Annotated in this window: 13 protein-coding genes; 5 read left to right on the top strand and 8 right to left on the bottom strand. The window is 67.3% G+C overall.

Translation table 11 applies throughout. From position 1 onward, the window contains the following. The first annotated feature begins 22 nt into the window (after nucleotides 1-22). The 4 genes from trxB to AC3CCI_RS07105 all read left to right on the top strand — a co-directional run bounded on the left by trxB (nucleotide 23) and on the right by AC3CCI_RS07105 (nucleotide 3,849). On the top strand, nucleotides 23-1,015 hold the full coding sequence (gene trxB / locus AC3CCI_RS07120; RefSeq protein ID WP_354593968.1) for a thioredoxin-disulfide reductase: 993 nt from the start codon (nucleotides 23-25) through the stop codon (nucleotides 1,013-1,015). A 48-nt stretch (nucleotides 1,016-1,063) separates the two neighbouring features. Next, nucleotides 1,064-1,390: a thioredoxin gene (gene trxA / locus AC3CCI_RS07115; RefSeq protein ID WP_043595317.1), complete on the top strand. Its 327-nt coding sequence runs from the start codon at nucleotides 1,064-1,066 to the stop codon at nucleotides 1,388-1,390. A gap of 117 nt (nucleotides 1,391-1,507) precedes the next feature. Then, nucleotides 1,508-2,812, top strand: coding sequence for an aminotransferase-like domain-containing protein (locus AC3CCI_RS07110; RefSeq protein ID WP_488628538.1), 1,305 nt, complete (start codon nucleotides 1,508-1,510; stop codon nucleotides 2,810-2,812). Between the two features lie 74 nt (nucleotides 2,813-2,886). Next, nucleotides 2,887-3,849, top strand: a complete 963-nt coding sequence (locus AC3CCI_RS07105; protein ID WP_354593970.1) for a D-alanine--D-alanine ligase family protein — start codon at nucleotides 2,887-2,889, stop codon at nucleotides 3,847-3,849. Nucleotides 3,850-4,660: 811 nt separating this feature from the next. On the opposite strand, the gene AC3CCI_RS07100 is transcribed toward AC3CCI_RS07105, so the two are convergent. The 8 genes from AC3CCI_RS07100 to rpmH form a co-directional block, all read right to left on the bottom strand. Continuing rightward, on the bottom strand, nucleotides 4,661-5,608 hold the full coding sequence (locus AC3CCI_RS07100; RefSeq protein ID WP_056260233.1) for a ParB/RepB/Spo0J family partition protein: 948 nt from the start codon (nucleotides 5,606-5,608) through the stop codon (nucleotides 4,661-4,663). Beyond that, nucleotides 5,608-6,531, bottom strand: a complete 924-nt coding sequence (locus tag AC3CCI_RS07095; RefSeq protein ID WP_488628537.1) for a ParA family protein — start codon at nucleotides 6,529-6,531, stop codon at nucleotides 5,608-5,610. The genes AC3CCI_RS07100 and AC3CCI_RS07095 overlap by 1 nt, the downstream gene beginning before the upstream one ends. Nucleotides 6,532-6,748: 217 nt before the next feature. Beyond that, on the bottom strand, nucleotides 6,749-7,384 hold the full coding sequence (rsmG, locus tag AC3CCI_RS07090; protein WP_488628536.1) for a 16S rRNA (guanine(527)-N(7))-methyltransferase RsmG: 636 nt from the start codon (nucleotides 7,382-7,384) through the stop codon (nucleotides 6,749-6,751). 8 nt (nucleotides 7,385-7,392) lie between these two features. Further along, entirely contained in the window at nucleotides 7,393-7,956 is a 564-nt protein-coding gene (locus tag AC3CCI_RS07085) for a Jag family protein (RefSeq protein ID WP_488628535.1), read from the bottom strand. Beyond that, nucleotides 7,953-8,909, bottom strand: coding sequence for a membrane protein insertase YidC (yidC, locus tag AC3CCI_RS07080; protein WP_354593975.1), 957 nt, complete (start codon nucleotides 8,907-8,909; stop codon nucleotides 7,953-7,955). The genes AC3CCI_RS07085 and yidC overlap by 4 nt, the downstream gene beginning before the upstream one ends. Before the next feature lie 10 nt (nucleotides 8,910-8,919). Beyond that, complete coding sequence (yidD, locus tag AC3CCI_RS07075) at nucleotides 8,920-9,273, bottom strand: membrane protein insertion efficiency factor YidD (protein WP_354593976.1); 354 nt, start codon at nucleotides 9,271-9,273, stop codon at nucleotides 8,920-8,922. Next, nucleotides 9,270-9,605, bottom strand: coding sequence for a ribonuclease P protein component (rnpA, locus tag AC3CCI_RS07070; protein ID WP_354593977.1), 336 nt, complete (start codon nucleotides 9,603-9,605; stop codon nucleotides 9,270-9,272). Before rnpA ends, yidD begins: the two co-directional genes overlap by 4 nt. Before the next feature lie 8 nt (nucleotides 9,606-9,613). After that, a complete protein-coding gene (gene rpmH / locus AC3CCI_RS07065) occupies nucleotides 9,614-9,751 on the bottom strand; it encodes a 50S ribosomal protein L34 (protein WP_043595303.1) in 138 nt (45 codons plus the stop codon). A gap of 396 nt (nucleotides 9,752-10,147) precedes the next feature. Between rpmH and dnaA the strand changes: the two genes are divergently transcribed. Further along, complete coding sequence (dnaA, locus tag AC3CCI_RS07060) at nucleotides 10,148-11,563, top strand: chromosomal replication initiator protein DnaA (protein ID WP_354593978.1); 1,416 nt, start codon at nucleotides 10,148-10,150, stop codon at nucleotides 11,561-11,563. Nucleotides 11,564-11,702 lie beyond the last annotated feature (139 nt).

Below are 11,702 nucleotides of genomic sequence, written 5' to 3'. Positions count from 1 at the left end.
GTCCATCCCCAGGAAGGTGCCCATGCGCCAGGTCATCATCATCGGCTCCGGCCCCGCCGGCTACACGGCCGGCATCTACGCCGCCCGCGCCGGTCTCCGCCCCCTCATCGTCGCGAGCTCGGTCGAGGCCGGCGGCGAGCTCATGAAGACCACCGAGGTCGAGAACTTCCCCGGGTTCCCCGACGGCATCCAGGGCCCCGAGCTCATGTTCAAGATGCAGGAGCAGGCCGAGAAGTTCGGCGCCGAGGTGCTGCTGGACGACGTCACCGCGGTCGACCTGACCGGCGACGTGAAGAAGGTCACGCTGGGCGACGGCACCGTCGAAGAGAGCCTGACGGTGATCTTCGCCACGGGCAGCGCCTACCGCAAGCTCGGCCTCGCCGACGAAGAGCGCCTGAGCGGCCGCGGCGTCAGCTGGTGTGCCACGTGCGACGGCTTCTTCTTCAAGGAGAAGGCGATCGCCGTCGTCGGCGGCGGCGACTCGGCGATGGAAGAGGCGACCTTCCTGACCCGCTTCGCGTCGAAGGTCTACGTGATTCACCGCTCGAGCAGCCTGCGCGCGTCCAAGATCATGCAGGACCGGGCGCACGCGAACGACAAGATCGAGTTCCTGTTCGACAAGCAGGTCACGGCGATCCTCGGTGGCGAGAAGGCCACCGGCGTCACCCTGACCGACACGGTCGACGGCAGCACGAGCGACCTCGACCTCGACGGCCTCTTCATCGCCATCGGCAACGACCCCCGCGTGCACCTCGTGCACGGCCAGGTCGACCTGACCTCCGAGGGCACCATCGCCGTGCAGGGCCGCAGTTCGAAGACCAACCTGACCGGCGTCTTCGCCGCGGGCGACGTCATCGACGCGACCTACCGACAGGCCGCCACGGCCGCGGCGTCCGGCACCGTCGCGGCGCTCGACGTCGAGCACTACCTGGCCTCGCTCGACCAGACCTTTCTAGCCGAGCAGACCATCGGGTCGGCCGAGGGCGTCGAGACGTCCGAGTCCGTGGTCGCCTGACCCGCGCCTCCCGAAGCCAACCCAGATCACCCTGACGAAAGGAACACCATGAGCAGCGCCAAAGCAGTGACCGACGCGTCCTTCGAGGCCGACGTCCTCAACTCCGACAAGACGATCCTCGTCGACTTCTGGGCCGAGTGGTGCGGCCCGTGCCGCGCCGTCTCGCCCATCCTCGACCAGATCGCCGCCGAGCACGGCGACAAGATCGAGATCGTCAAGCTCAACGTCGACGACAACCCGCAGACCGCCATGAAGTACCAGATCACCTCGATCCCGGCCATGAAGGTCTACCGCGGCGGCGAGGTCGTCAAGACCGTCATCGGCGCCAAGCCCAAGCCGGCCCTCGAGGCCGACCTGGCGGAGTTCATCGCGTAGTCGACGCCGACACCACGACGAGGGCCCGCCCAGCACACGCTGGGCGGGCCCTCGTCGTCCCCGGCCCGGACGGGCTTAGTCTTGACCGCAGCACCCTCTGACAGAACAGGGACACCGATGAGCGACAAGGGCACCAACCTCGACCCGTGGTACGACTCGTACGCCGACCGCACGGCCGGCCTGAGCGCCTCCGAGGTCCGAGCCCTCTTCGCCGTGGCCTCGCGCCCCGAGGTCGTGTCCCTGGCCGGCGGCATGCCCTACGTCTCGGCGCTGCCCCGCGAGCTCGTCACCGGCGCGATCGACCGCGTCATGGCCGACGGGGGAGCCATGGCCATGCAGTACGGCAGCGGTCAGGGCACCCCGGCCATCCGTGAGCACATCATGCAGATCATGGCCATGGAGGGCATCCGTGGCAGCGCGGACGACGTCGTCGTGACGACCGGCTCGCAGCAGGCCCTCGACCTGGTCACCCGCCTGTTCGTGAACCCCGGCGACGTCGTGCTGGCCGAGTCGCCGAGCTACGTCGGGGCCCTCGGGGTGTTCAAGGCCTACCAGGCCGACGTCGTCCACGTCGCGATGGACGAGCACGGCCTCGTGCCCGAGGCGCTGCGTGAGGCCGTCGCGGGCGTCACGGCCCGCGGCGGACGCATCAAGTTCCTCTACACGATCCCGAACTTCCACAACCCGGCCGGCGTCACGCTCACCTGGGCCCGCCGGGTCGAGATCCTCGAGATCTGCCGCTCGGCCGGCATCCTCGTCCTCGAGGACAACCCCTACGGCCTGCTCTACTTCGACCAGCCCGCACCCCAGGCGATGCGCTCGATCGACGACGAGGGCGTCATCTACCTCGGCTCGTTCTCGAAGACGCTCGCGCCCGGATTCCGGGTGGGGTGGGCGCTGGCCCCGCACGCGATCCGCGAGAAGCTCATCCTGGCCAACGAGTCGGCCACGCTGTCACCCAACTCGTTCGGGCAGTTCGTCATCACCGAGTACCTCGACCAGGCCGACTGGCGCGGACAGATCGAGACCTTCCGAGGGCTCTACCGCGAACGACGCGACGCGATGATCTCGGCCCTCGGCGAGTACCTGCCCTCGCTCAGCTGGAACGTCCCCGACGGTGGCTTCTTCGTCTGGGTGGGACTGCCCCCCGAGCTGGACTCGAAGGCGATGCTGCCCCGGGCCGTCAAAGAGCTCGTCGCCTACACGCCCGGCACCGCCTTCTTCGCCGACGGCCAGGGGCGACAGAACATCCGACTCTCGTTCTGCTACCCGACACCCGAGTCGATCCGCACCGGAGTCGCGCGGCTCGCGGCCGTCGTCAACGGCGAGCTCGACCTGCTGCGGACGTTCTCGGCCGCCGGCCTGTCGAACCCGGCCGCCCGTCCGCAGAGCGTCGTCGTCCCGCCCCCGAACACCAACTGACCAGCACTTTAGACACATCGAGGTCGGCCAGTGGCAGCACACACGCGCACCGCGGCACCCGAGGAGGGCCCACCATGGCATCGAGCCCGTTGCACAGCGTCACCGTCCTAGCCGGCGGCATCTCGCACGAGCGTGACGTGTCCCTGCGATCCGGGAGGCGCGTGGTCGACAGTCTCGCGACCCACGGCATCGAGGTGGAGCTCCGCGATCCCGACGCGACGTTGCTCGGACACCTGACCACGTCCCGGCCCGACGTCGTCTGGCCCGCCCTGCACGGCGCCAGCGGTGAGGACGGTGCCCTGCGAGGACTGCTCGAGGCGCTCGACGTCCCGTTCGTCGGCAGCACGGCAGCCGCGGCCCGACTGGCCTGGGACAAGCCGACGGCCAAGGAGCTCGCCCGACGCGTGGGCGTGTCCACGCCGCGCGGCATCACCTTGTCGCACGACGCGTTCCGTGAATTAGGAGCCGCCGGCGTGCTGGCGGCCATCGCCGACGAGCACCCCGTGCCCGTGGTCGTGAAGCCTGCGCGAGGGGGGTCGGCTCAGGGTGTCACGGTCGTCGACGACGTGTCGGCACTGCCTCGCGCCATGGTCGACGCCTACACGTACTGCGACGACGTCATCGTCGAACAGAAGATCACCGGCACCGAGATCGCCGTCGGCGTGATCGACACGGGAGACGGACCCCTCGCCCTGCCCGCCGTCGAGATCGTCCCTCGACAGGGGTTCTACGGTTTCGAGGCACGGTACAACGCTGGCGAGACCACGTTCTACACACCCGCGCGCCTCGAGCCGTCGGCCGCCGAAGCCGCCGCCCGAGCTGCCGTCGCCGTCCACGAGGCCCTCGGACTGCGACACCTGTCGCGGGTCGACCTCATCGTCGACGCCGCCGGGACGCCGTGGTTCCTCGAGGTCAACGTGTTGCCTGGACTGACCGAGACGTCCCTCGTCCCCATGGCCCTGGAGTCCGCAGGCTACGAGCTCGGCATGTTCTACGCCGCCCTCGCCGAGAAGGCCGTCACCGACCACCAGCGTTGAGCTGACGCTCCGAGGACGTTTCACGTGAAACGTCATCAGTCTCGTGACTTCTTAGAGAACATGTGACGTCGTTCCGCACCGGTCGACGGGCGCTCCACGTTCGTGTGCAGTGACGAGTGATCGATTCGGGATCAAGCGAACGGGCTGGTCGGATGCCGTAGCCAAAGCCACGGCAGCCATGACGAAGGCCCGGCGCCCCGGCTACGGCCTCCGGAGCGAGCCTCGGCGGACTCGCTCCGGTCGATCCGAGGTGCCGGGCCGGGGCCTTCCGATGGAAGCACGTGCCACCCCTGCCGGCGAACACAGACTCGACGATGAGCGAAATCAAGCCCGGGTGGGCCCTGATCAGCTTCTTCCAGGTACCGCCCGCATCGGCGGCGGACCGCCACGACAGGAGCGGGAGCGGGAATGAGGCTGCGACCAGTGACGGGGAGCGGGAGTGCAAGCATGAGCGCGAGCGGGAGCGTTCAGCGCCTGACCCCGCGCATCATGCACCTCGAGCCACGCGCCTGACATGTGCCGCCTGGCGCCAGGCGCCCAGCCCACAGCACACCCGCCCAGCACCCAGCACACACACGCAGCGCCCAGCACACCTACGCAGCACACAGCAGGAGGAGTGCGACCTCAGTCGGTCATGCGGCCGGCAAAATTTGAGTCGACGTCGACGTCGACGTCAGGACAACACGCGGCCGGTTTCACGTGAAACGTACCTCTCCAGGACCGTCAGGGGAGGCGAAAGTCGTTGATCGTGCTCTTCACCCAGGGCTCGATACGGGGTTTCACGTGAAACAACGAGATCGCTGCCGACTGATCAGCCCTCTTGTTCGTGACCGAGCTGACCCAGGATGCGGTTCAAGTCCTGCATCGAGGCGAAGTCGATGGTGATCGAGCCCTTGCGAGCACCCAGCGACACCTTGACCCGCGTCTCGAACCGATCACCGAGGCTCTCGGCGACTTCATCGAGGTGAGCCTGGTGCTTGCCCGGTGTCGCCGTCCGCGTCGACTTGGGCTTGGCGCTACCGCCTGCAGCGATGGCTTCCGCGGCCCGGACGCTCAGGTCTTCGTTGACGATGCGGTCGGCCAGCCGCGCCATGAGCACCGGGTCTCCCGTGCTCAAGATGGCGCGAGCATGGCCTGCCGTCAGCACGCCGGACGCGACACGGCGCTGGACGGCGGCAGGTAGACGGAGCAGCCGTAGCGTGTTCGTGATCTGCGGCCGGCTGCGACCGATGCGCGTGGCCAGCTCGTCCTGCGTGATGCCGAAGTCGGCGAGAAGTTGCTGATAGGCGGATGCTTCTTCGAGCGGGTTGAGCTCGGCTCGATGCAGGTTCTCGAGGAGGGCATCGCGCAGCATCGCGTCGTCTGCGGTGTCCTTGACGATCGCGGGGATGGTCGCGAGACCGAGTTCTTTCGTCGCGCGCAGTCGGCGCTCACCCATGACCAGCTCGTACTGGGCAGCACCTTTGCCGGCTTTCTTCACGGGCCGGACGACGATCGGCTGCAGGACGCCCACTTCGCGGATCGACGTCACCAGTTCGGCGAGCTCTTCGGCCCGGAACTCCGCCCGAGGCTGTTGGGCGTTCGGCGTGATGTCGAGGGGATTGAGGTTCGCCAGCCGGGCACCGGGCACGGCGATGAGCTCGTCCGCCGTCTGCTGCGCGGTGGGGAAGAACACGTCGACCGGACGGTCCTGGCTCTCGTCCGAGACGGGAATGAGGGCTCCGATGCCGCGGCCGAGACCGGTTCTCTTGGTTGCCATTACTGGGGTGCTCCTCGACGTGCTAGTTCGGCGGCCGCCTCGAGGTACGAGATGGACCCGGGGGAGTTGGTGTCGTAACTGATGACGGTCTGCCCGTAACCCGGCGCTTCGCTGATCCGAACGGACCGTGGGATGAGGGTGTTGAGGGCCTCATCAGGGAAATGCTCGCGGACGTCGGCCACGACCTGTTGAGCCAGGTTCGTCCGACCGTCGTACATGGTCAACAGGATGCTCGACACCTTGAGCCGCGGGTTCAGGTGCTTCTCGATCAGTTGGATGTTGCGCAGCAGTTGGCTGAGCCCCTCGAGGGCGTAGTACTCGCACTGGATGGGGATCAACACCTCGCTGGCGGCGACGAAGGCGTTGATGGTCAGCAGACCCAACGACGGTGGGCAGTCGATGAAGACGTAGTCGAAGCGCTCACCAGCCTTCTCGGTCTCGGTCAGGTACTCGGAGAGTGCACGGCTCAGGCGCTGCTCACGGGCCACCAAGGAGACGAGCTCGATCTCGGCCCCGGCCAGGTGGATGGTGGCGGGGATGCAGAAGAGGGTGTCGAACTCCGGACTCTTCTGCACCACGTCGGCGACCGCACCGTCGTTGACCACGACGTCGTAGACGCTCGGCGTCTCGGCTCGGTGCTCGACGCCCAACGCGGTCGATGCGTTGCCCTGGGGATCGAGATCGATGACGAGGACCTTGGCCCCGCTGCGGGCGAGGGCGGCCGACAGGTTCACGGTGGTGGTGGTCTTGCCGACCCCGCCCTTCTGGTTCGACACGGTGATGACACGGGTCTCGGCCGGAGCCGGCAGGGGTTCGCGTGAGAGAGCCTGCTTCCGGCGGTTGAGGTCGGCGAGCTCTCGGGCCAGGGGAGTGCTTCTGTCGTCGTCAGCCGAGGAACTCACTGAGGGTCTCCGTATCGCCATGTTTCACGTGAAACGACCAACCCGGAGGAGTGACCACATCGGCCGGATGTCGGCACGGTGGTCGTCGGGGATCGAAGGCCGAGTCTATCGTGAGCACCCGACAAAGACAGCCGACACGGCCGGGCACAGCCCGCCGCCGCCACCCCTCTCGGAGTCGGCACGCGGACGTCTCCAGCGTGAGAATACCTGGCCAAACGGCCTTTACACGGGTCGCGGACTAGTCGAGCTTGGCGATGAAGACGCGTGTCGTCTCGTCCACGAGCCCCACACCCAGTTCACGAGCCTCGACGTCGATGAGGTGGTGTCGCGCGATGACCTTGCGGGCAGCGGCGATCTCGTCGTCGACCCGGGCACCCTTCATCAGCAGCAACTGTCCGCCGGTCTTGACCAGGGGTGCCGTGAGAGGGATCAGCTTCGACAGGGCGGACACGGCTCGCGCCGTCGCCTGATCCAGCCACCCGTCCAACTGCACCTCTTCGGCGCGGGCCCGGACGACCTCGACGTTGTCGAGACCCATCCGCTCGGCCTCGGCCGTCAGCCAGTCGACCCGTCGTTCCATCGGTTCGATGAGCACCAGCGTCGCGTCGGGTCGAGCCGCGGCGAGGACGAGGCCGGGCAGGCCGGCACCCGACCCGATGTCTCCGACCCGGCCGGCGACGAGCAGAGGAGCCAACAGGCCGCAGTTGACGATGTGGCGCGTCCAGAGGCGAGGAAGTTCGAGCGGCCCGATGAGGCCCAACTCCTCACCGTGCTGAGCGAGGTCGGAGACGTAGCGTCGGACCACGTCGATCCGATCTCCGAAGATCTCGGTGGCGACGGCCGGCTCGGCCTCGAGGGTCGACGTGTCGGTCATGCGACGGCTCAGGGACGCGTGATGACGGTGTGCCGGTCGCGGCCTTCGCCCTCGGACTCCGAGGTGAAGCCACGGGCGGCGACGATGTCGTGGACGAGCTTGCGCTCGTAGGACGACATCGGGGGCAGGGAGGCCGACGTCGCACCGTCCTCGAGCTTGGTGACCGCGTGGTCGACCAGGCGCTCGAGCTCGGTCTCACGGGTCGCACGCGACCCACCGATGTCGAGGATGAGGCGGGAGAACTCGCCCGTCTTCGTCTGCACGGCGATGCGGGTGAGCTCTTGGAGGGCGTTGACGGTGTCGGGCTTGGACAGCACGCGGAGCTTCTGCTCTCCGCTCGAGTCGACCGAGATGTACGAGCGGCCCCCGCGCACCTCGATGTCGATGTCGCCGTCGAAGTCGCAGATGTCGAGCAGCTCTTCGATGTAGTCGGCCGCGATGTCGCCCTCGTCGAGGACGTCCGACGGGCCGTCGGAGTCGACCCGCGCCTCCTGCGTGTCGGTCGAGGCGGCGTCGTCGCCGTTCTCGGCGGCGGGCTCGACGATGTCGGTCGTGGAGTCGTCAGGGGTCATTTCTTGGGGCCGTTCTGCTTCTTGGCGCGGTTCTTGCCGACGGGCTGCGTCCGCTGGGTCGTCTTGGGCACGGCGGGTGCCGACTCGATCTCGGTCACGGTGATCGTGGGCAGGCCCTTGCGCTGCTGCCTCTTCGCGAGGCGCTCCTCACGGGCGAGGGCCGCCTCGCTGCCGGGGGTGGGCATGTTCCGGATGACCAGGAACTGCTGCACCATCGTCCAGATGTTCGAGGTGAGCCAGTAGAACATGACGCCGAGGGGGAACGAGAGGCCCGAGAAGACGAAGACGAGGGGGAGGAAGTACAGGAGCATGCGCTGCTGCTTGAACATGGGGCTCGCCTTGGTCTCGGGCGACATGTTCTTCGAGACGATCTGCAGCTGGGTGATGAACTGCGAGGCGGTCATGATGACCACCATCGCGCCGGCCATCAGACGGACCTCCCACGTGGTGGCCCCGAGGAAGGTCTCTTTCAGGGGGGCGCCGAAGAGCGCCGACTCGCCGAACGAGTTCGAGAGGGCCGCGTTCAGCAGGCCGATGCCCACCTTCTCTTGCTGGGCGTTGTGCAGCACCGTGTAGAGGCTGAAGAAGATCGGCATCTGGATCAGCAGGGGCAGGCACGAGCTGAGCGGGTTGGTGCCCGTGTCCTTGTAGAGCGCCATGGTCTCGCGCGACATCGCCTCGCGGCTGAACTGGTCGCGCTTGCCCTTGTACTTGTCCTGGATCTTCTTGAGCCGGGGCGCGATCTCCATCATGCGACGCTGGCTCTTGATCTGCCGCACGAAGATGGGGATGAGGCAGGCCCGCACCACGAGGACGAGTCCGACGATCGAGAGCACCCAGGTGCTGCCGGCCGCGGTGTCCATGCCGAACGCCGTGAGGACGTTGTGGAAGCCGACGAGGATCGCCTCGACGACCCATCTTAGGGGCCAGAGGATGGTGCCGATGAAGTCCATGGTGTTCGGGTCAGCCCTTTCCGTGGCTCTGTGCGACGATCCGGCCGGATCCGACGAGGTCGGCGGTGGATCGCGGTGTCACGAAGCCGGACTTCGTGACGCGGTACTTCTGTGTACGGGGCTCGGGGACGTCGTCGACGCCCCCCGCTGCCCAGGGGTGGCACCGGGCGATGCGCCAGCTGCCCATCGCCACGCCGCGCACGACGCCGTGCAGCTGGATGGCCTCGAGGGCGTACCTCGAACACGACGGGTAGTAGCGGCAGACGTCGCCGTAGATCGGGGAGACGACCGCGCGGTAGACGCGGAGGACGAGCACGCACGCGTTGCGGGGCAGCAACCCCACGAACTGCGCCGCTCTCGTCATGCCCTCACGCCCCTGCCGACCACCTCGGAGATGTCCGTGAGCAGGGTAGACCACGCAACGTCGGGGCTGCCTGGCAAGGCCCTGATCACGACGTCGACCCCCGGGGGGAGCGTCGGCAGCAGCTCGTGGCAGACGCCCTTGAGTCGGCGGCGGACCGTGTTGCGCACGACCGCGTTGCCGACGGTCTTGGCCACGATGAAGCCGAACCGGATCAGGTCGTCGTCACGACGACGCACGTAGACGACCGAGTGCGCCGTGCCCGACTTGCGGCCACGGCGCACGGTGTTTCGGTAGTCGTCTGCGCGGACGATCCGGTTGGCCCCGGCCAACACGGGGGTGGCTACGCCGAGAGCTCGGTGCGGCCCTTGCCACGGCGGGCCGCGAGGATGGCACGGCCGGCGCGGGTGCGCATGCGGGCACGGAAGCCGTGCTTCTTGGCACGACGGCGGTTGTTCGGCTGGAACGTTCTCTTGCTCATGGGGGTCCTCCAGGAAAGCGGACCAGGCCTGTTGCCACGATCCGAGAAGTCTTGTACAGCCAACGCGGCTGAAATCAACTGATTAAAAGTACGCGTGATCGGAGCCCTGGTCAAACGGCAGCCTCGGAGGCACTTGTCCACACTGTTGAAAACTCCTGTTGCGGAGTCCACACCCTGGCGAACTAAGGTGGGTACTTCTCGCGGTGCATCCGCGTGACGACGGGGAAGACGCAGCACTCCCGGCCCGAACGGCGCCAACCGATCGGTGGAGAAAGCTGTGGACAACTCCTCCCGCACTCGTACCCTTCGAACACCAGCGGCTGAACGCGACCCGCACGCGGCACGCGGGGGCACTCGGACCAGTCCGACGCCCGCACCGCGAGAAAGAGACTCCCAGTGGCGCACACCGTCGACCCGGTCCAGGACCTGTGGCGTTCCGTCCTCGCGACGCTGACGACGGACGACCGCATCACGCCTCAGCTGCACGGCTTCATCAGCCTGGTCGAACCGAAGGGCGTCCTCGGCGGGACCCTCTACCTCGAGGTGCCCAACGACCTGACGCGCGGCATGCTCGAGCAGCGGATCCGTGAGCCCCTGCTCGAGTCGATCGCAGGGCTCGGCGACACGTCGGTCTCGAGCTTCGCCATCACCGTCAACCCCGACATCACCCCCGACACCCTCACCCAGCAGGTCGAGCAGTCCGAGCCGGTCCACTACATCGAGGCTCCCTTCGTCCCGGCCCCGGTCGAGTCGACCGCCGGCGGCAAGCGCAACGACTCGCGCCTGAACCCGAAGTACAGCTTCGACAACTTCGTCATCGGTGCCTCGAACCGCTTCGCCCACGCGGCCGCGGTCGCGGTGGCCGAGGCCCCTGCCAAGGCGTACAACCCGCTCTTCGTCTACGGCGAGTCGGGGCTCGGCAAGACCCACCTGCTGCACGCCATCGGCCACTACGCCGAGACGATGTACCCGGGCATCCGCGTCCGCTACGTCAGCAGCGAGGAGTTCACGAACGACTTCATCAACTCGATCGCGAACAACCGCTCCAGCCTCTTCCAGCAGAGGTACCGCGAGATCGACATCCTGCTGATCGACGACATCCAGTTCCTCCAGGGCAAGGACAGCACCCAGGAGGCCTTCTTCCACACCTTCAACACCCTGCACGACCACGACAAGCAGCTCGTCATCACCAGCGACCTGCCCCCGAAGCACCTCACGGGCTTCGAGGACCGCATGCGGTCGCGCTTCGAGTGGGGCCTCATCACCGACGTGCAGGCTCCCGACCTCGAGACGCGCATCGCCATCCTGCGCAAGAAGGCGCAGAGCGAGAAGCTGCAGATCCGCGACGAGGTCCTCGAGTTCATCGCCACGAAGGTGTCGAGCAACATCCGCGAGCTCGAGGGCACCCTGATCAGGGTGACGGCCTTCGCGAGCCTCAACCGGACGGCCGTCGACCTCGCCCTCGTCCAGACCGTGCTGAAGGACCTCATCACGCTCGACGAGGACAACATCATCGCGCCGGTGGACATCATCAACCACACGGCGGACTACTTCAAGCTCACGGTCGACGACCTCTACGGGTCGTCCCGCTCGCAGGCGATCGCCACGGCCCGTCAGATCGCCATGTACCTCTGCCGAGAGCTCACCAGCCTCTCGCTACCCAAGATCGGCCAGCTCTTCGGCAACCGGGACCACACGACGGTCATGTACGCGAACAAGAAGATCAGCGAACTCATGAAGGAGCGTCGCTCGATCTACAACCAGGTGACCGAGCTGACCAGCCGCATCAAGCAGGACACCCGCTACAAGTGAGCGAACGACGGGCCAGGTCGGCCCGTCCGCCACGACACCGCCGTCCGGGCGCCGACCACGTCTCGGCGCCCGTTCGTCGTCCTCGAGGGTGCCTCGCGCCTCCTGGAGGGCCTGGGGGAGGCGCGTTCCACACAGTGTG

The organism is Frigoribacterium sp. CF331, assembly GCF_057787905.1.
The sequence above is the reverse complement of the archived record's forward strand: the minus strand, read 5'-3'. Positions and strand labels throughout refer to the sequence as shown.